The organism is Streptomyces sp. NPDC005195 (assembly GCF_040608315.1).
Taxonomy (GTDB): Bacteria; Actinomycetota; Actinomycetes; order Streptomycetales; family Streptomycetaceae; genus Streptomyces; species Streptomyces kaempferi.
Map to the genome: position 1 here is coordinate 78,499 of NZ_JBEXHZ010000016.1, position 19,481 is coordinate 97,979.

Genomic DNA, 19,481 nt, shown 5'->3' on the forward strand with positions numbered 1-19,481 from the left:
CTTTCCCGTGCCGGTTCTAGAAGAACGTCCGTACGTAGTCCACGACCGTGCCGTCCGCCTCCACCACGGGGATCAGCTGCCACTTGTCGAAGGAGGTGCACGGGTGCGACAGCCCCAGCCCCACCCAGTCCCCGACCTCCAGGTCCGCCTCCGGGGAGGTGGTCAGCCACCCGTGCTGGTCCGAGAGACCGGTGACGGCGACCCCGGTGGCCGGGCGCTCACGGCCGCCGCGCCGGACCGCCTGGGCCTCGGGCAGATCGAGGTCGTAGGCCGCGTCCCGCTTGCCCGCGTTGACGAAGGCCTGCTCGGGGGAGGGCCGCGAGACGACCTGGGACCAGAGCCGGAACGCCGGGTGCAGGGCGCCCTCCTCGGGGACCCGGGCGAACGGCGTCAGCCGGCGGTAGTGACCGTCGTCGTGCGAGACGTACGCACCCGAGCGCAGCAACTTCAGGACGGGACGGGAGAGTTCGGGGATCTCCGCGAAGACGTCGGCCACCGCGTCGAACCAGGCGCTGCCGCCCGCGCTGACGACGATCTCGTCCACCCCGGAGAACCGGCCCGCCTTGTCGAGGTCCACCGCGAGCGCGGTCAGCCGGCGCAGCCACGCGTGCACGCGGTCGGGATCGGCCTGTGGCACCTCGCCCTCGTACCCCGCCACGCCGACCAGCCGCAGCGCCGTCGTCGCGGCCACCGCGTCCGCGACCGCCGCGCACTCCGCCTCCGTCCGCACGCCGGTACGGGCCCCCTCGCCGGCGGCGAGCTCGACGACCACGTCCACCGGGCGGGTGGAGCCGTGCAGCGCGGCGGCCATCAGCTCGACACCGCGCACCGAGTCGACGTAGCAGACGAAGCGGAAGTCCGGGTCGGCGGCGAGCTCGGCCGCGATCCGGCGCAGGGCCGCCGCGTCGACGAGCTCGTTGGCGAGGAAGACCCGCTGGACGCCGAACTCCCGGGCCACCCACACCTGGTGGGGCACGGCGAGGGTGATGCCCCAGGCGCCGTGCTCGATCTGCCGGTGGAAGAGCTGCGGGGCCATCGAGGTCTTGCCGTGCGGGGCGAAGGCGAGACCGTGGCGGGCGGCGTACGACTCCATCAGGGCGAGGTTGTGGGTGAGGCGTTCGGCGGAGAGGGCGAGCACGGGGGTGGTGAAGCCGTCGTCGAAGAGATTGCGGCGCTGGGCGGTCAGCTCGCCGACGGTCAGACCCCGGGCGTCCGGGGGCAGCCCCTTGAAGCGGTGGTCCACGCGGTCCGCCGCGAGGGCGGCGAGGCGTGCTGCGGCGGTGTCGGCGCCCATGGGGCCTCCCTGAGGAAGTGCGTTGCATGTATTGCAACGGTCATTGCGTATGTCGTTCACTGCTGTCTAACATCCCAGCCAACGCAGGGTCAACGGTGCCGTCGGACGCCGTCGTCCGCGAGAGCCGCGCGAGCAAGGAGCCCCCGTCACCGTGACCCCCACCGGACCCGAAGCTGCCGTGTCCCGTCCCGTCGACGGCATCCGCCCCGTCGACGTGGTCGCGCTCGGCGAGTCCATGGTCACGTTCCTGCCCTCCCGGCCGGGGCGGCTCGCCGACGTACCCTCCTTCGACCGGGGGATCGGCGGCGCCGAGTCCAACGTGGCCTGCGTCCTCGCGGCCGCGGGGCACCGCGTGAAGTGGATCGGCCGGGTCGGGGACGACGGATTCGGCGACCATCTGGTCGAGGCGATCACCGGGTACGGCGTCGACACCTCCGCGGTGCGCCGCGACCCGCACCGCCCCACCGGAATCTACTTCCGCACCGCGGGCGACCGGGCCACGGACGACCACGAAGTCCTCTACTACCGTGCCGGTTCCGCCGCCTCCGCGATGTCCCCGGACAACACGCCCCGCGCGGAACTGGACTCCGGACGCGTCCTGCACCTCTCCGGCATCACCGCCGCGCTCTCCGCCGACTGCCTGGCCCTGCTCCGCGAACTGACCGCCTCCCGCCCCTCCCGCCCTCTCGTCTCGTTCGACGTCAACCACCGGGCCCACCTCTGGCACCACCCGGAGACGGGCCGGACCGTCCTGCTGGAACTGGCCCGCCGCAGCGACCTCGTCTTCGTGGGCGAGGACGAGGCGGAGGAGGCCTGGGGCGTCACCGGCGGCCCCGACGCGATCCGCGCCGCCCTGCCCGAACCACGGGTACTGGTGGTGAAGCAGGGAGCGGGGGGCGCGACGCTGTTCGAGCGCGGCAGCGGCGGCGAGCCCGGCGGTGTCCGCGGTGCGGAGCCCGGCGGTGTCCGTGACGGCGGACCCCGCGCGGACACCGTCACCCGCGTTCCCGCCCTGCGGGTCGACGTCGTCGCGCCCGTCGGCGCCGGGGACGCCTTCGCCGCCGGGTTCCTGTCCGCCACCCTGCGCGGGCTGCCCGCCCGGGAACGGCTGCGGCACGGCCACCTCACGGCCGCCGCCGCCCTCACCGTCCCCGGCGACCTCGCCACGCCGCCGTCCCGCGACCACGCCGACCGGCTGGCCGCTCTGGACGACGAGGCGTGGGGGACACTTCGACTCGGCCCCGGCTGGACCGAAGCCGTCACGCGGGCCGACGAGGAGGTACGTACCCCATGAGCCAGACCGTCGACCGGGCGCTGAGCATCCTGCCGCTGCTCGCCGAGGGACCCGCCGACCTCGGCCAGGTCGCCGACCGCCTCGGCGTCCACAAGTCCACGGCGCTCCGGCTCCTGCGCACCCTGCACGAGCACGGCCTCGTCCACCGCCAGTCCGACCAGCGCTACCGCCTCGGCGCCCGCCTCTTCGCCCTCGCCCAGGAAGCCGTGGAGAACCTCGACATCCGGGAGATCGCCCACCCCCACCTCGTACGCCTCAACGAGCAGTGCGGGCACACCGTCCACCTCGCGGTGTACGAGGACAACGAGGTCCTCTACATCGACAAGGTGGAGAGCCGCTACCCCGTGCGCATGTACTCCCGGATCGGCAAGCCCGTCGCCATCACCGTCGCCGCGGTCGCCAAACTCCTCCTCGCCGACCTGCCCGACGCCGAGCGCCGCGTCCTCACGGAGAAGCTCGACTACCCCCTGTACACGGCCCGTTCGACCCCCAACGCCCCGGCCTTCCGCAAAGAGCTGGCGACGGTGCGCGAACAGGGCTGGGCCACCGACCTCGGTGGCCACGAGGAGTCCATCAACTGCGTCGCCGCGCCCATCCGGGGCGCCGACGGGCGGGTCGCCGCCGCGATGTCGGTCTCCGCGCCCAACGTCGTCGTCACCGCCGAGGAACTCCTCACCCTGCTCCCGCTGGTGCGCCGTACGGCGGACGCCATCAGCCGCGACTACTCCGGAAGACCCCCCAAGGACCCCAGCTAAGGACCCCCATGACCGAGAAGACCGCCCTCACCCCCAAGACCCACACCACCCCGCCCGCCAAGTTCTCGCACGGAGTCAGGAAGGGGAACTTCCTCCAGGTCGCCGGGCAGGTCGGCTTCCTGCCCGCCGTCGAGGGCGAGCCGCCGACGCCCGCCGGCCCTGCCCTGCGTGAGCAGACCCTCCAGACCCTCGCCAACGTCCGGGCCATCCTCGAAGAGGGCGGCGCCACCTGGGACGACGCGATGATGATCCGCGTCTACCTCACCGACGTCGACCACTTCGCCGAGATGAACCAGATCTACAACACGTACTTCGAGGAGCAGGGCCTCACCGCGCCCCCCGCCGCCCGCACGACCGTCTACGTCGGTCTGCCCGCGGGCCTCCTCGTCGAGATCGACGCGCTGGCCGTCCTGAGCTGACGCCGGGCTCCGCCCGCTCCCGGCTTTCCCCCCGCACCCCGTACGTCCTCACGGTGCGGCACCCGTTCCCGGGGCGCCGCACCGCGATTCCCCCTGCCCCGAAAGACTCATGGAATTACGAGGTCCCCCGTGATGTCCCTGCTCGCAGCCGCCGCTCCGGAGACCCCACCCCACACCGGTGGACTCATCGCCCTCATCCACGGCACCGCCGGCCTCCTCACGGTCGCCGCGCTCGGCATCCTGCTGCTCCTCTTCCTGATCATCAAGGTCAGACTGCAGCCGTTCGTCGCGCTGCTCGCGGTCTCCATAGCCGTCGGCCTCGCGGCCGGTCTCTCGGTCACCGAACTGTTCGGCACCGTCCAGCGCTCCGACGCCGTCTCGCTCATCGAGTCCGGCATGGGCGGCACCCTCGGCCACATCGCGATCATCATCGGGCTCGGCACCATGCTCGGCGCCGTGCTCGAAGTCTCCGGCGGCGCCGAGGTGTTGGCCTCCCGGCTGCTCCAGCTCTTCGGCGAGAAGCGCGCCCCGCTCGCCATGGGCCTCACCGGCCTCATCTTCGGCATCCCGGTCTTCTTCGACGTCGGCATCTTCGTCCTCGCGCCGATCGTGTACGCGGCCGCCAAGCGCGGCGGCAAGTCGATCCTCCTGTACTGCCTGCCGCTGCTCGCCGGCCTGTCGATGACCCACGCGTTCCTGCCGCCGCACCCGGGTCCGGTGGCCGCCGCCGGTCTGCTCCACGTCGACCTCGGCTGGGTCATCCTGATGGGCGTCGTCTGCGGAATCCCCGCCGTGCTCGCCGCCTGGGTCTGGGCCGCCTGGATCGGCAAGCGGATCTTCGTCCCCGTGCCGCAGGACATGGTCGAGGCGGCCGACGAGGCGAAGGCCGCGCTGGCCGAGGAGCAGCGGAGCGCCGGTGTCACGCCGCGGGAGGCGCCGGTGCCGCTCGGCACGGTGCTGGCCATCATCGGTACGCCGCTGGTGCTGATCCTGCTCGCGACCTTCTCCTCGATCGCCTTCGACCCCTCCACCGGCCGCTCGGTCATCGAGTTCTTCGGCCACCCCTTCGTCGCCCTGACGATCGCGCTGCTGCTGGCGTACTACCTGCTCGGCATCCGTCGCGGCTGGTCCCGCAAGTCGCTGGAGACGGTGTCCACCGCCTCCCTCAAGCCGGTCGGCAACATCCTGCTCGTGGTCGGCGCGGGCGGTGTCTTCGGCGCGGTCCTCAAGGGCAGCGGGGTCGCCCAGGCGCTCTCCGACACCTTCAACGACGTCGGCCTGCCGGTGGTCGTCCTCGCCTACCTGATCTCCCTGGTCCTGCGCGTCGCCCAGGGCTCGGCCACGGTCGCCATCGTCACCACGGCGGGCATCGTGGCTCCGCTGCTGACGGAGGGCGACCACTCCCAGGCGTTCGTCGCGCTGGTCATCATGGCCATCTCGGCGGGCTCCATCTTCGCCTCGCACGTCAACGACGGCGGCTTCTGGATGGTCGCCAAGTACTTCGGCATCAGCGAGCGGGACACGCTGAAGACCTGGACCGTCCTGGAGTCGGTGCTGTCCGTCGCCGGGTTCGCCGTGGCCGCCGTGGTGAGTGTGTTCGTATAACAGCCGCGTAGCTAAGTAGGGGCTGGCTGTGCCCGGCACAGGATCTTCGACCATACTGCCCGCTGTGGAGCAGCGCATAGGTTCGAAGAGCCAGCCCCTGGACGCCGCCGCGGTGAACCCGGCGTACATCCCCGGGCTCACGTCACCCGCCACGGCGGAGCCGAAGGACGCGGTCGTCGAGGAGGCCGTGTCCGAGGAGGCGGCTGTCGAGGACGTCGCCCCCGAAGAGGAGGTCTCCGCCGAGACCTCCACCAAGTCCGAGGAGGAAACCGACTCCGAGACCGACTCCGAGACAGAGTCCGACTCCGGGACAGAGTCCGAGACCGAGTCCGACCCCGAACCCGTTCCCGACGGACCGGTGTTCGAGGCCTCCGACCGGCGTGCCTCGATCAAGGCCGACCACGGCGGCGTACGCCTTCGTCTGGACGACCAGGAGGCGGAGTTCCGCTGGGACGAGATCGGGGCCGTGGAGACGGAGTCGCCCCGCTTCGGGAAGCGGTTCACCATCACGGTGCACACACCGGACCGCCGTTGGTACCCGATCGAGATCGAGGCGACGGCCCGGGCACGCTTCAAGGAGTGGGAGGAGCGGCTCGACGCCGTGCTGGACGCCTACTTCGAGGAGGGTGCGCCGGAGGAGGACACCCGGGACGGGGACGTCTCCGCCGAGGACACCTCCGCCGAGGGCGTCAAGGCCGAGAAGACCCCGGCCGAGAAGGCCCTGGAAGAGGACACCCCGGCCGAGGACACCCCGTAGGCGCGGGGGAACCGCGCGACCGGCCGTACGCGGCCGCGCGGTTCCCCTCTGTCAGGACCGCCCCGGTCAGGCGCAGTACTGCGCTTCCTTGCCGATGGACCGGTACATGCAGTCCGCGTTCTCCAGCAGTTGGAGCACCGCGTCCCGGTTGCGCGAGGTCTCCCGCTCGATCACCTCGTCGGGCGGGTAGAACCCGCCGCCCGAACTGGACGTCGGGTACATCTCGAAGGTGAAGTCGAAGATCTTCTGGGAGCCCCAGAGGTAGTCGTCGATCGAGCCGTCGGTGATGTACAGGTCGCTGGACTGCTCCGGTGTGTACCCGTTGCTGGCGGCCATCTTGCGCCCGACGGCCTTGAACGCGGCGGCGTCGTCCGCGGTCATGCCGGTCGCGGTGTCGGCGGTGGTGTATCCGAAGGGCCACAGCACGAGTTCGCTGTACGTGTGGAAGTCGATCCCGGCCCTGATCTGCTGCTTGCCGCCGACGACCCGGCCGCGTACGAAGTCGGCGACCACCTTCACCTCGGGCGCCGACTCGGCGGACGCGCCGCGGTAGGTCTCGGAGGACGTGGACCCGGACGAGCCGCCGCAGCAGCCCCACCGGTAGTTCCAGTTGCGGTTGAGGTCGGTGCCGACGTACGAACTCCCGCTGTTGGGCTGACGGTTCTTGCGCCAGGAGCGGTACGACCCGGTCGCGATGTCGTACTCGCCGCCGTCCGGGTTGAGGTCCGGGACGATCCAGATCTCGCGGTTGTTCACCATGTTCGTGACCCGGGAGTCACCGCCGTAGCCGGCCCCCAGTTCGCGCAGCAGGTACAGCGCCATCTCGACGGTCAGGTGCTCACGGGCGTGCTGGTGGAAGGTGAGCAGGACCTCGGGTTCGTTCTCGTCGGCCGCCACGTTGTCGCTGACCTTGACGGCGATGATGTCGCGGCCCTGGTAGGACTTGCCGATCACCCGTTTGCTCATGATGCCGGGGTAGGCCGCGATCCGCTGGTCGATCTCCGCGTTCGCCTCGGCGTAGTTGTGGTACTTCGAGTCGGCCGAGGGGAAGTCGAGGAGGCGGAGATCACCGGGGCCGTTCGAACGGTCCGGTGCCGAGCCCAGCGGCGAGACCTCGTAGCCGAGCCGGCGCAGCTCCCTGGCCTGGTCGGCGCGGCCCGAGACGACGACGGTCTCCTCGTCGGCCTCGTCCACGGTGACGCCGGTGCGCTGGATGGCCGTACGGGTCACCGGGGTCGTGCTCTGGTGGATCTCGTACTGACGGATGTCGTCGGCCGAGGGCGCGGGGGCCTTCGCCCCGGTCGCCGTGGCGGTGGTGGCCGAACCGGTGACGGGTGCGGCGAGGGCGAGCGCCAGCAGCGTGGCGAGGGCGGCGGCCCGTCTGCCGCGTGTGCGAAGTCGCATGAAGTCTCCTTGTTTCTCCAGGAATCCGGGTGACCGGATGTGGGGGACGGAGCTGGGGGGTGGGATCAGTGCGACGTGCGGGGTGCGGATGTGGCGCCCATGGTGAAGCTATGGCATGAGCAGGTCAAGACTGGACAAAGGGCGGGCGAGCGGAATCGGCCGGAATCCGGCCGGGAAAGCCCGAAGGGGCGACCTCGTCGGAGGTCGCCCCTTCGGCCGGCCCGGTGGGGCCGCCCCACCGGCTCCGCCGGTTCGGCGGGTTCAGCCGAGCCCGTGCACGTGTGCTCCCACCGAGTTGGACCACGCGTTGCCCGCGGAGGCGTCCCAGTTCGTCGACCAGGTCATCGCGCCGCGCAGGTCCGGATAGGTCTTGGAGGGCTTGAAGGAACCGCAGTTGGTGCCCTTCGCCAGGCAGTCCAGGGCGTTGTTGACGATGGCCGGGGAGACGTAACCGCTGCCCGCGCCGCTCGTCGAGGCCGGCAGGCCCAGACCGACCTGGGACGGGGCGAGGCCGCCCTGCAGCTGGATGCAGGCGAGGGCGGTCAGGAAGTCGACGGAGCCCTGGGAGTAGACCTTGCCGTCACAGCCCAGCATCGAACCGCTGTTGTAGTACTGCATGTTGACGACGGTGAGGATGTCCTTGATGTTCAGGGCGGTCTGGAAGTAGGAGTTCGAGGTGGACTGCATGTCGATCGTCTGCGGGGCCATCGTGATGATCAGGGACGAGCCCGCCTTCGACGCCAGGGAGCGCAGCGCCTGTGTCATGTAGGTCGCGTTGAGGCCGTTCTCCAGGTCGATGTCGACGCCGTCGAAGCCGTACGTCTGCATGAGGGAGTAGACGGAGTTGGCGAAGTTCGCCGCGGACGTCGAGTCGGTGATCGACACCGTGCCGTTCTGGCCGCCGATGGAGATGACGACCTTCTTGCCCGCGGCCTGCTTGGCCTTGATGTCCGCCTTGAACTGGTCGACCGAGTACCCGCCGAGGCCGGCGGAGTCCAGGTTGAAGGTCACCGCGCCCGGTGTGCCGGTCGCGTCCGCGAAGGCCACCGCGATGATGTCGTACTGGGACTGGACGGCGGAGATCTTCTGGACCGTCGCGCCGTTGTTGAAGTTCTGCCAGTAGCCCGTGACGGCGTGCTTCGGCAGGGTGCCCCCGCCGCCGGAGGTCGCGCCCGTGGTGCCCGTGACCGTCGCCGACTTCACCGACTCCCCGGCCGAGTTGGTCGCCGTGACCTGGAAGGGGTACGAGGTGGACGCCGCAAGCCCGGTCACCGTCGCCGAGGTCCCGGTCACCGCCGTCACCTTCGTGCCGGACCGGTAGACGTTGTAACCCGTCGCGCCCGACACCGTGTTCCAGGTCAGGGAGACGGACGAGGAGGTGGTGGAGGAGACGGCCAGGCCGGCCGGCGCCGCGGGAATCGTGGGGGCCGGGTCGCCGCCTCCGCCGCCGTCCGGGCCGAAGACCGAGAGGTCGTCGGCGTAGTACGCGGCCTGCGCGTACCACCCGTGGGTGTAGACCGTCACCGAGGTCGTCGACGCGCCGGTGGTGAAGGTGGTGGACAGCTGCTTCCAGGAGGCGGAGTCCGGGGTCCAGGTCGACACGTCCGTGGTGCCCGTGCCGGTCACACCGAGATAGGAGTACCCGCCCTGCACCCACGCGCTCAGCGTGTACGTCGAGTTGGGCTTGACCGCGACGGGCTGGGTGCACTGGGCGTTGTCCTGCCCGGCCGGTGTCGCCTTGAGCGCCGCCGAGCCGCCGTGCACCGGTGAGGAGACCGTCGTCCCGCTGCCCGCGGAACAGGTCCAGTTGCTCAGGCCCGACTCGTACCCGCCGTTCCTGGCGTTGTTGACGTCGGCGGCCTGGGCCTGGCCCGCCAGGCCGGTGAGGGAGAGGACGGAGGCGGTGACTGCGGTGGCGAGGCCGACCGCCCATCTCCGTGCGGGCATGCGTGTGACGCGGTCCACTGGGTCCTCCGGGGAGGTGGGGGAGGGATACGGAACGGCGGCCACCGCTGGATTACAAGTTGGTCCAGACCAATCCTGTTGTCAAGACCCCGGGGAGCGGTCGAAAATCCCAACACCCCTGCCGCGCGGGCGACTTGTCGCGTATTCGCCTTACTCTGCGTTGATCATGCCCGCACCTTCCGTGAGATGATCTGGTGGATTCGGTGTTGAGCGGGGCATGCCGTGGATATGGTGCTGATGCACGATGCGAGGGGACGTCACAGTGGCGATCTGCGACCAACTGTGGCGGTCCATGACGAAACAGGGGCGATCCGTGGCGGTGGTTGACCACCTCGCCGCGGCGAACGGGGTGTGTGCAGCGTGCCGACCGCGATAGCCGTCACCAGTTCCGACCTGGTGCTGCCGCCGCACGACCGGCAGACCCCGCCCGCGGTCGTCCAGCCCCTCGACACCCTCGAAGACTCCCTCACGGGAATGCACGCGCTCATCGAGCAGCACGGATACGTCATCGCGCTCTACCCGGCCTCCGTCGACGCGGCCGTGACCCGGCGCCTGCACACCGTCCGCTCCGTCCTGGAGAGTGACCGGATCGCGCTGCTCGGCATCGATCTGCCGCCGCTCGGACTCGCCCTTCTTGCACAGCAGTTGCGCCAGCTCTCCGGCTGTGACTTCAGTCCCGGCGTGCTCGCCTCCTCCGCCCGGCTGCTCGCCCACTACATCTACGCCGGCGCCCTGCTCGGCTCGGTCGCCAAGCTCGACCGGGTGCCGGTGACCCTGAAGTCGCACGCCAAGTCATGGGTGCCCGGGGCTCAGTTCGCCGTGCTGGCCACTCCGCGGCCCCAGCTCGCGCGGATCGGCCAGGACGACATCGCCGGCCCCGAGTTCGGCACCCGGCTGCTCGTGGCCGCCGGACAGCCGCCCTCGGACTGGGTCACGGCGACTCTCGCGCCCGCCTGGCGCGTACAGGGCGTCGCGACCGTGCCGCTGCCGGAGGAGTCGGCGCGCTGGTGGGGCACCACCAAGCTCGCCGAGTTCGCCGCCGGTCTGCACGACGTCTCCGTGCTCTACCAACTCGTGTCGTCCGTCCGGCGGGAGGAGTGCCACTGGTGCGGACTCGAACTCATCGGTGACCGCTGCGGGTTCTGTGCCGCGCCCCTGACACCGCCCTCGGAGCTTCCGGCCGCCGCGGTGCGGGCATCCTCTCCAGTGCGTGCCCTGCCCCGGGGCATGACATAAGCCACATAGGTCACATCGGACGCGTCGACCGCGCGGATCCACGCTCACGGCTCCGCAGCACCACCGTTTCGCAGCACCACCGTTTCGCAGCACCACCGTTCCGCAGCACCACCGTTCCGCAGCACCACGGCGCCACGGCTCCACAGCGACATCCCGACAGCACCTGAACAGCACCAGGCACGACCGCTCGACCCCGCCGTCCCCGCCCCACGATCGAGGTTGTCCGCGTCATGAACTCACGCCAGCGCCGCGGCGTCATCCTGCTGGTCCTCTCGGTCCTGTGCGCCCTGGGCGCCTTCGCCGGAGTGCTCTCGGTGATCCGCGACGTGAACTCCAAGGTCGGCCCGGAGGTCTCGGCGTACCGCCTGAAGGACGACATCGCGCCCTACAGGGAACTGACGGCCGACCAGTTCCAGAAGATCTCGATGCCCGAGCGCTGGCTGTCCTCCACGGCCGTCACGGACCTCTCGCGGATCCGCGGGAAGATCGCCGTCACCAAGCTGGAGAAGGGCTCCCTGCTCCAGAGCGACATGATCGTGGACCGGCCCGCGCTGGAAGCCGGCCAGCAGGAGATCGCCATCATGATCGACGCCGCGACCGGCGTGGCCGGAAAGATCGACCCGGGAGCGCGGGTCAACATCTACGCCACCTTCAAGGCCGAGAACGACAAGCAGAAGGACCAGTCCAAGGTCATCGTGGCGAACGCGCGCGTCATCGACGTCGGCAGACTCACCGCCCTCGACCCGGGCCAGTCCAGCGCCGAACGCAGCCGCACCGCCACCCAGGCCGTCCCCATCACGTTCGCGCTCGACACCGCCGACGCCCAACGCGTCGCGTACGCCGAGTCCTTCGCGACCCACGTCCGGCTCGCCCTGGTCGCGGGCGGCTCCGACACCACCGTCGCCCCCGGCGAGCGTACGTACACCCTCGACCAGGACAAGTAGGAGGCCGCGCATGAGGTCCACGCCCCCGGGGCCGTGCCGATGACCATCCGTATCCTCCCGGCCGTCGGCGACATCGACTCCGCCCGAGCACTCACCACCCTGCTCAGCCAGCTCGCCGACGCCGAACCCGCCCCGCCCGTCGCCGACTCCACCGCCCTCCTCGACACCCTCGCCCGGCTCGCCGCCCAGGCGCTCGACGAGCTGCCCGAGGTCGTCCTCGTCCACGAACGCATCGGTCCCGTACCGGCGTTGGACCTCATCCGTGATCTGGTGCTGCGCTTCCCCGCGGTCGGCGTCGTCCTCATCACCGCCGACCCCGGCACCGGCGTCCTCACCGCCGCCATGGACTCCGGCGCCCGCGGCATCATCGGTCTGCCGCTCGGCTACGACGCGCTCGCCGAACGCGTCCAGGCCGCGGCCGGATGGTCGCTCGGCATGCGGCGCCACCTCGGCAGCGGCACGCCCGAGCTGTACACGGGCCCCGGCGGCACCGTCGTCACGGTCACCGGGGCGAAGGGCGGCGTCGGCACGACCCTGACGGCGGTCCAGATCGCCCTGGCGTCGAAGGCGTCGGGGCGGGACGTGGCCCTGGTGGACCTCGACCTCCAGTCCGGCGACGTCGCCTCGTACCTGGACGTGCAGTTCCGCCGGTCGGTCGCCGACCTCGCCGGGATCAGCGACATCAACCCGCGCGTCCTCCAGGACGCCGTCTACCTCCACGACAGCGGCGTCGGCCTGCTGCTCGCCCCCGCCGAGGGCGAGCGCGGCGAGGAGGTCACGGACCGGGTGACCCGCCAGGTGTTGTCGGTGCTGCGCTCCCGCCACGACGTCGTGATCGTCGACTGCGGCTCCCAGATGAACTCCGCGACCGCGGCGGCCGTGGAGATGGCCGACCAGGCGCTGCTCCTCGTCACCCCGGACGTCGTCGCCGTCCGCGCGGCCAAACGCATGGTCCGTATGTGGGACCGCCTCCAGATCCGCAAGGCGGAGGAGACGACCACGGTCGTCAACCGGTTCGCCCGCGGTACGGAGATCCAGCCCTCCCTGGTCCAGCGCGTCACCGGCACCAAGGTCGCGAGCGCGGCGGTCCCCGCCGCCTTCAAGGAGCTCCAGTCGGTCGTGGACGCGGGCCGCCTCCAGGACCTGGACGCCCGCTCCACCGTCAAACAGGCGCTGTGGGCACTGGCGGCGGAACTGGGACTCGTGGTCGCCCAGGAGGGCGGGGGCGGCGGCCGGCGCCGCAAGGCCTCCCCGGACCGGGGGGCGTCGGCGCTGCGCAGGCGGGGCGGCGACCGGGGCGCGGTGACCCTGGAATTCGCCGGGATGTTCCCGATCCTGCTGGTCCTGATGACGATCCTGTGGCAGTGCGTGCTGTACGGCTACTCGTACTCGCTGGCCGGGAACGCGGCGGACGAGGCGGCGCGCGCGGCCACGGCGGCGTACGCGGTCGACGGTGACGTCGGCGGCGCGTGCCGGACGGCCGGGAGCAGGCATCTGCCGGGCTCCTGGCAGGGCGCGGACATCGGCTGCGCTCCGGCGGGCTCGGTGATGAGGGCCACCGTCGACGTCGACGTCCCGCTCTTCTTCCCGGGCTTCGACGCGGGGTGGCACGTGACAGGGACGGCGGGCGCGGCGCTGGAGGGGGACGTCGGATGACGGTTCCTCCGGCGGGGGCGGGGGCGGGGGCGGGGGCGGGGGCGCGGTCCGGGGTGCGGTCGCGATGGCGGACGCGGTGGCCGGGACCGGACCCGCGGGTGCGAACGGATCGCCGGCTACGGCCGGGGGCGCGCCCGGACGACAGGCGCCGGCCGGGGCGTCTCCGCGACGACCGGGGCGTCTCCATGCTGGAGTTCGCCGGGTTCCTGCCCATCCTGCTGGTCATCGGAATGGCCACCATCCAGCTGGGCCTCATCGGATACGGGATCAACCAGGCCGGTTCCGGCGCGCGAGCCGCCGCCCGGGTCGCCTCACAGGGCGGCGACGGCGGGGCGGCGGGACAGGCCGCGGTGAGCGGATGGCTGGACCCGGCCGTCACTCCCGCGTCGGGCCCCGACCTCACCACCGCCACGGTCACCGTCACCGTCCCCGGGGTCATCCCCCTCTTCGGCCCCTACACCGTCACCCGCCACGCCACCATGCCCACCGACGACTGAACCCAACGACCGAACCCACGACCGCCCGGGAGGAGCCGAACCCATGAGCCTGCGATCCCGACTGGCCGCCCCCGACGAGGGAGGCCCCGCCCGCGAGGACGGACACCTCGTCGCCGTCTACCGCGCCAAGCTCCTCGAGGAGATCGACCTCGCCGAGATGTCGAGCCTGGCGGCAGCCGAACGACGGGTGCGCCTGGAACGCGTACTCGGCCACATCATCAGCCGCGAAGGCCCCGTCCTCTCCTCCGCCGAACGCTCCCAGCTGATCCGCCGGGTCGTCGACGAGGCCCTCGGACTCGGCGTCCTCGAACCCCTGCTCGCCGACGCGTCGATCACCGAGATCATGGTCAACGGCCCGGACTCGATCTTCGTGGAGCGGGCGGGCCGGGTCGAACAGCTGCCGCTGCGCTTCGCCTCCACCGAACAGCTCATGCAGACCATCGAACGCATCGTCTCCACGGTCAACCGCCGCGTCGACGAGTCCAACCCGATGGTCGACGCCCGCCTCCCCACCGGCGAGCGCGTCAACGTCATCATCCCGCCGCTCGCCCTCACCGGGCCCACCCTCACCATCCGCCGCTTCCCCCGCGCGTACACCCTGCCCGAACTCATCGGCCTCGGCTCGCTCGACGAGCAGATGCTGATGCTCCTCGCGGCGTTCGTACGCGCCCGCTTCAACCTGATCGTCAGCGGCGGCACGGGCAGCGGGAAGACCACCCTCCTCAACGCGCTCTCCGGACTCATCCCGTCCCACGAGCGCATCATCACCATCGAGGACTCCGCCGAGCTCCAGCTCCAGCAGGAACACGTCATCCGCCTGGAGTCCCGGCCCCCGAACGTCGAGGGCAAGGGCCAGATCACCATCCGCGACCTGGTCCGCAACTCCCTGCGCATGCGCCCCGACCGCATCATCGTCGGTGAGGTCCGCGGCGGAGAGACCCTCGACATGCTGCAGGCCATGTCGACCGGCCACGACGGCTCGCTCGCGACGGTCCACGCGAACTCCGCGGAGGACGCCCTCATGAGGCTCCAGACCCTCGGCTCGATGTCCGAGGTCCTGATCCCCTTCGAGGCGCTGAAGGACCAGATCAACTCGGCCGTCGACGTGGTCGTCCAGCTGTCCCGGCACGCCGACGGCTCCCGCAGGATCACCGAGATCGCCCTGCTGGTCTCGCACGGCCGCGAACAGTTCCGGGTCGTCCCCGTCACCCGTTTCGTCCCACGTCCCGTCGGCCCCGACCGTGTGGTCCACGGCCGCTTCGAGCACCTCCCGCTGCCCCGCCCGGTCGCCGAGAAGCTGTACGTCGCCAACGAGCCGCTGCCGCCCGCCTTCGGCGTCGTGGAGGTCCTGGACGCACTCGACCCCAGGCAGGCCATCGGATGACCCCCACGACCGAGAGGAGCGAGCCGTGAACCACCCCGCCGTCCTGGCCCTCGGCGCCACCGTCCTGTGCGGCACCCTCGCCGTCGCGGGCGTGCACACGTACGCCTCCGGGCGCGCCCAGCGCCAGGCCCTCGTGGACCGCCTCGCCGGCGGCGGCCCGCTGCGCACGGCCGCCGGCCGCGTACGCCGCTTCGCCGCCGTCGACCGCAGGCTGCGCCGCACCCGTCTCGGCCGCACCATCCACCTGCGTCTGTCGGCGACGGGCCTCGACGTGACGGCGGGCGAGTTCGCCACCTACGTCACCGTCGTCGTCGTCGCGCTGTGGCTGATCGCGGCCTCCACGCTGGCCCCCTTCTTCGGCCCGATCGCCGCTCTGGTAGGGGTGTGGAGCGCGGTCATATTCCTCAACTGGCAGCGACAGAAACGCATCGAGGCCTTCATCGGGCAACTCCCCGACGTGGCACGACTGCTGGCCAACGCGACCGCCGCCGGCCTTGCCATGCGGACCGCGCTGGCGATGGCCGCGGAGGAGCTGGAGAACCCGGCGGGCGAAGAACTCGCCCACGTGGCGGACCAGTTGCTGATGGGCCGCACCATCGACGACGCCCTCGGCGAGCTCTCCGAGCGGCTCCCCTCCCGCGAACTGATCGTCCTGGTCACCACCCTGGTCCTCGCCAACAAGGCGGGCGGCTCGGTCGTCAGCTCCCTGCGCAACCTCACCCAGACCCTCGAGGACCGCAAGGAGACCCGCCGGGAGGTCCGCACCATGCTCTCCGAGGTCAACGCGACGGCCTTCACGGTCCCGCTGCTCGGCCTCGGCTCCCTGCTCCTCATCAACTCCTCGAACGCGGGCGCGCTCGCCCGCGTCACCGGCTCCGGCCTCGGCCAGGCCCTCGTCCTGATCTCGCTGGGCCTGTACACCGTCGGCTTCTTCGTCATCCGCCGCCTCGGCAAGATCGAAGTCTGAGGAAGGAGGGATCACGTTGCTCCCCCTGCTGCTCGCCCTCGTGACGGCCGCCGCCGTCGCGGGCGCCCTGCTGGGCATCCGCATGATCCGGGCCGACGCCAAACTGCCCAGCGACCTCGCGCTCGCGCTGGAGGTCGGCGGAACCCGCGTCTCCAAGGCGGAGTCCGCCGTCGACCGACTCGGCATGCGCTTCGCCCCCACGGTGCTGCGCCTGATGGGCCCCCGCCGCGTCGACGCCAAACGCCGGCGCATAGACATGGCCGGCAACCCCGGCGGTCTGACGATCAACCGCTACGCGGCGCGCCGCGCGGTGTACGGCGTCTTCGGCGTCCTCCTGGGCCTGATCTTCCTCACCAACGGCCGGCTCCTGTTCGCCGTCCTCTCGCTGACCTTCGGCCTGGTCGCCGCCGACGCGCTCATCTGGCAGGCCGTCCGCGAACGCAAGGAGGCCATCGACCGCATCCTCCCCGACTTCCTCGACGTCCTCGCGGTCGTGGTCTCGGCGGGGCTCGGCTTCCGCCAGGCCCTGGACCGCGTCGCGGAGAAGTACGAGGGTCCGTGGGCGGACGAACTGCGCATCACCCTGCGTCAGATGGACATGGGCGTCAGCCGCCGTCAGGCCTTCGACGAGCTGCGCAGGCGCAACTCCTCCGAACAGGTCGCGCAGTTCGTGTCGGCGCTGCAGCAGGGCGAGGAGCTCGGCTCCCCGATCGCCGAGACCCTGATCCAGCTGGCCACGGACATGCGCCGCACGGACGCCCAGAACGCCCGCCGCCGCGCGGCCAAGACCATCCCCAAGGCGACGATGGTCACCCTCGTCTTCATGCTCCCGGCGACGATGATCCTGATCGCCACGGGAATGTTCCTGGGGTCGGGCACGAACTTCGGCTCGATCCTGGGCCGTTGATGAACACCCGCCGTACGCCCCCGCCCTGGCTGTCGCCTCCCGCGCCGCGACTGTCCCGGCCGGGTGCGCGGCGAGGCCTCCCCGGGGCCCTCACCGGCCGCTCGTGGGCCCCGCCGGGACGGCTGTGGGCCCGGCTGGTCCGGCCGTGGGAACCGGAGCACTCCACGAACCCCGCCGGGCACCCGGAGGCACCGGGAGCGGGCGCGTCGGCGCGAACCGGGACGTCCGTGGTGTCCACGGAGCGGGCGGGGGGAGCCGGGGAGACGACGGCGTCGGGCTGGCCCGGTGGCGCGGGCCCCGGCTATCTCGCCGACGACGCGCCCGCCCCCGGCAACGTCCGTCTCCAGCTCAACGCCCTCCAGGCCCTCTGCCGCCAGGCCTTCGCCGTCCGCCTCGCCGCGATCGCGATCGGCGCCCCCTTCGCGATGGCCAACGCGACCGACGGCCTGTCCCGCTACACGGTCCTGGCCGCCGCCGTCCTCGGCGTCATGGGCTCGTACGCCATGCTCAGGGACTGGGAACGCTTCGGCCCCCGCCTCCTCGCACACCCCACCCTGATGGCCGTGGACCTGACCTTCGGCGCGGTGCTGCTCCTGACGGCGTCCCCCGCCTCCCCCCTCGCGTACGCGATGGTCTGCACCCCGCTGCTGGCGGGCCTGCTGTACGGCTGGCGCGGCTCGGGCGTCTTCACGGGCCTGCAGCTGATCGTCCTGGTGACGGTGTACCGGGCCTGGCAGCACCATCCGGGAGCCGGTGCCAACACCTTGCTGATCGCGGGGTTCTGCGTCGGGGCGGGCATCATCGGTGTCACCCTGCGCAACCTGATGTTCCGCTTCGGCACGGCGAGCCAGGCCCTGTCCGAGGCGAACTCCCGCCTCGCCGTCGCCGAGGCCGTCGAGTCGGAACGGGCGCGGCTGGCACGCGAGATGCACGACTCGGTGGCGAAGACGCTGCACGGGCTGGCCCTGGCGGCGGAGGCGCTGGCCGCTTCGGCCTCGGCGGACGGTGCGGACCCGGCCACGCTGAAGCGCCAGGCGACGACGGTCGCGGGGGCGGCCCGCCGGGCGGCGGCGGAGTCGCGTGACCTTCTGTCGGATCTGCGCCGCCATACAAATCTCACCACCCCGGAAACGGATGTCCTGTCCGAACTCGCCCGACTGGTCGCGGCGTTCGAGACCCGCACACACCTCCCCGCAGAGCTCCGGCACCGGGGCGAGCACCCGGTCCTGCCCCGCGCGACCGCCCGTCACGTCCTGGCCATCGTGTCCGAGGCGCTGGAGAACGCGCACCGGCACGCGCACGCGAAGGCGGTGACGGTGGAAGTGGAAGTAGAACTGGACATCCCTGAAGCCGAGTTCGTGGTACGAGTGCGGGACGACGGAGTGGGCCCTCCTCCGGGCGCCACCCTCGACGACCTGACCAGAACCGGCCACTTCGGCCTGCTCGGCATGGCGGAACGCGCCGCGTCCCTGGGCGGCCGCATCGACCTGAACCGCTCCGAGCCAGGAGGGGCGGAGGTCCGTCTGACCCTTCCCTTCGCCCCCACTCCTCCCCACACCCCCCAAGAGGAGGCCGCACATGCCTGACCAGGCACTTATCGGCCCACCCCTCCGTGTACTCGTGGCCGACGACAACCCCGTCGTCCGGGCCGGACTGGCCGCGCTGCTCGGCGGCCAGCCGGACATCGAGGTCGTCGCCCAGGCCACGAACGGCGAGGACGCCGTGACCGCGGCGACCGCTCATCCGCCGGACATCGTCCTGCTCGACGTCCGCATGCCCGGCACGGACGGGCTCACCGCACTGCCCGACCTGGCCCGGCTCGCCCCCGTGATGATGCTGACGTACAGCCGCGAACCCGAGGTCGTGGCCGAGGCGTCACGCCGGGGCGCGGTCGGCTATCTCGTCCACGGCGAGTTCACGACGGCCGAACTGCTCACCGCCGTACGGGATGTGGGGCGCCGCCCACGCGCCCTCCCGGATTCGCTCGGTGTTTCGTACGAACCGAACGAAATCTCTTCGCATCTGCAATCGTTTGTGGGACAGTCGTCAAAGGCTCGCCCCGGCCAGGGAGCAAGGCTCCGCCTTCGCATGCCCAACCGGCGCGACTTCAACCTGAGTTCGAGGGAGGTGGAGGTGATGGACCTCATCGCCGCCGGCATGAACAACCGTCAGATCGCCGCCGCCTGCTTCATCAGTGAGAAGACCGTCAAGAACCACATCAACCGCATCTTCGCGAAGCTGCACAGTTCCTCGCGCAGCGAGGCGATCGCGCACTGGCTGGGTACGGCGCGTGAGGGGTGGAACCGATGACTCCGGAGCGCGGAAGTTGGGCCCCTGGGCCCACTCGGAGTAGGCGGGTTCTCACGTACGGTGCCCGAGTTGGCTTTGGTGTCGCGC

The 19,481-nt window shown here is 71.3% G+C and carries 17 protein-coding genes; 14 read left to right on the forward strand and 3 right to left on the reverse strand.

The annotated features are described in order from the left end of the window. Window positions 1–16 precede the first annotated feature (16 nt). Window positions 17–1,294, reverse strand: a complete 1,278-nt coding sequence (locus ABZV34_RS19025) for an amino acid deaminase (RefSeq protein ID WP_356277526.1) — start codon at window positions 1,292–1,294, stop codon at window positions 17–19. A gap of 151 nt (window positions 1,295–1,445) precedes the next feature. Here ABZV34_RS19025 and ABZV34_RS19030 point away from each other — a divergent pair, with 151 nt between their 5' ends. The 5 genes from ABZV34_RS19030 (at window position 1,446) to ABZV34_RS19050 (ending at window position 6,124) form a co-directional block, all read left to right on the forward strand. After that, window positions 1,446–2,588 carry a sugar kinase gene (locus ABZV34_RS19030; RefSeq protein ID WP_356277529.1) on the forward strand — a complete coding sequence of 381 codons (1,143 nt, stop codon included), beginning with the start codon at window positions 1,446–1,448 and terminating at the stop codon, window positions 2,586–2,588. Continuing rightward, complete coding sequence (locus ABZV34_RS19035; protein WP_356277532.1) at window positions 2,585–3,343, forward strand: IclR family transcriptional regulator; 759 nt, start codon at window positions 2,585–2,587, stop codon at window positions 3,341–3,343. Before ABZV34_RS19030 ends, ABZV34_RS19035 begins: the two co-directional genes overlap by 4 nt. A gap of 8 nt (window positions 3,344–3,351) precedes the next feature. Then, window positions 3,352–3,762: a RidA family protein gene (locus tag ABZV34_RS19040; protein WP_356277534.1), complete on the forward strand. Its 411-nt coding sequence runs from the start codon at window positions 3,352–3,354 to the stop codon at window positions 3,760–3,762. A gap of 132 nt (window positions 3,763–3,894) precedes the next feature. Then, window positions 3,895–5,367, forward strand: coding sequence for a gluconate:H+ symporter (locus tag ABZV34_RS19045; RefSeq protein WP_356277536.1), 1,473 nt, complete (start codon window positions 3,895–3,897; stop codon window positions 5,365–5,367). A 64-nt stretch (window positions 5,368–5,431) separates the two neighbouring features. Further along, window positions 5,432–6,124, forward strand: a complete 693-nt coding sequence (locus tag ABZV34_RS19050; RefSeq protein WP_356277539.1) for a hypothetical protein — start codon at window positions 5,432–5,434, stop codon at window positions 6,122–6,124. A 66-nt stretch (window positions 6,125–6,190) separates the two neighbouring features. Here ABZV34_RS19050 and ABZV34_RS19055 read toward each other — a convergent pair whose 3' ends face one another. Both ABZV34_RS19055 and ABZV34_RS19060 read right to left on the reverse strand, forming a co-directional pair. Continuing rightward, the gene (locus ABZV34_RS19055; RefSeq protein ID WP_356277542.1) at window positions 6,191–7,528 is read right to left on the reverse strand and encodes a M14 family metallopeptidase; all 1,338 of its coding nucleotides are present in this window, start codon (window positions 7,526–7,528) and stop codon (window positions 6,191–6,193) included. A gap of 261 nt (window positions 7,529–7,789) precedes the next feature. Then, window positions 7,790–9,475, reverse strand: coding sequence for a glycoside hydrolase family 18 protein (locus ABZV34_RS19060; RefSeq protein ID WP_356277545.1), 1,686 nt, complete (start codon window positions 9,473–9,475; stop codon window positions 7,790–7,792). A 378-nt stretch (window positions 9,476–9,853) separates the two neighbouring features. Between ABZV34_RS19060 and ABZV34_RS19065 the strand changes: the two genes are divergently transcribed. From ABZV34_RS19065 to ABZV34_RS19105, 9 genes are all read left to right on the forward strand, one after another. Next, window positions 9,854–10,729: a hypothetical protein gene (locus ABZV34_RS19065; RefSeq protein WP_356277548.1), complete on the forward strand. Its 876-nt coding sequence runs from the start codon at window positions 9,854–9,856 to the stop codon at window positions 10,727–10,729. A gap of 230 nt (window positions 10,730–10,959) precedes the next feature. Further along, on the forward strand, window positions 10,960–11,673 hold the full coding sequence (gene cpaB / locus ABZV34_RS19070; RefSeq protein WP_356277551.1) for a Flp pilus assembly protein CpaB: 714 nt from the start codon (window positions 10,960–10,962) through the stop codon (window positions 11,671–11,673). Window positions 11,674–11,712: 39 nt separating this feature from the next. Then, on the forward strand, window positions 11,713–13,329 hold the full coding sequence (locus tag ABZV34_RS19075; protein ID WP_356277553.1) for an AAA family ATPase: 1,617 nt from the start codon (window positions 11,713–11,715) through the stop codon (window positions 13,327–13,329). Window positions 13,330–13,514: 185 nt separating this feature from the next. After that, window positions 13,515–13,826 carry a TadE/TadG family type IV pilus assembly protein gene (locus ABZV34_RS19080; protein WP_356277556.1) on the forward strand — a complete coding sequence of 104 codons (312 nt, stop codon included), beginning with the start codon at window positions 13,515–13,517 and terminating at the stop codon, window positions 13,824–13,826. 43 nt (window positions 13,827–13,869) lie between these two features. Then, window positions 13,870–15,210 (forward strand): CpaF family protein, encoded by a 1,341-nt coding sequence (locus ABZV34_RS19085; protein ID WP_356277559.1) that lies wholly within the window; start codon window positions 13,870–13,872, stop codon window positions 15,208–15,210. Window positions 15,211–15,235: 25 nt separating this feature from the next. Continuing rightward, the gene (locus ABZV34_RS19090) at window positions 15,236–16,177 is read left to right on the forward strand and encodes a type II secretion system F family protein (protein WP_356277562.1); all 942 of its coding nucleotides are present in this window, start codon (window positions 15,236–15,238) and stop codon (window positions 16,175–16,177) included. A 16-nt stretch (window positions 16,178–16,193) separates the two neighbouring features. Further along, window positions 16,194–17,084 (forward strand): DUF5936 domain-containing protein, encoded by an 891-nt coding sequence (locus ABZV34_RS19095; RefSeq protein WP_356277565.1) that lies wholly within the window; start codon window positions 16,194–16,196, stop codon window positions 17,082–17,084. Then, on the forward strand, window positions 17,084–18,670 hold the full coding sequence (locus ABZV34_RS19100) for a histidine kinase (protein WP_356277673.1): 1,587 nt from the start codon (window positions 17,084–17,086) through the stop codon (window positions 18,668–18,670). Before ABZV34_RS19095 ends, ABZV34_RS19100 begins: the two co-directional genes overlap by 1 nt. Next, window positions 18,663–19,394 carry a response regulator transcription factor gene (locus tag ABZV34_RS19105; RefSeq protein WP_356277567.1) on the forward strand — a complete coding sequence of 244 codons (732 nt, stop codon included), beginning with the start codon at window positions 18,663–18,665 and terminating at the stop codon, window positions 19,392–19,394. The genes ABZV34_RS19100 and ABZV34_RS19105 overlap by 8 nt, the downstream gene beginning before the upstream one ends. Window positions 19,395–19,481: the final 87 nt, after the last annotated feature.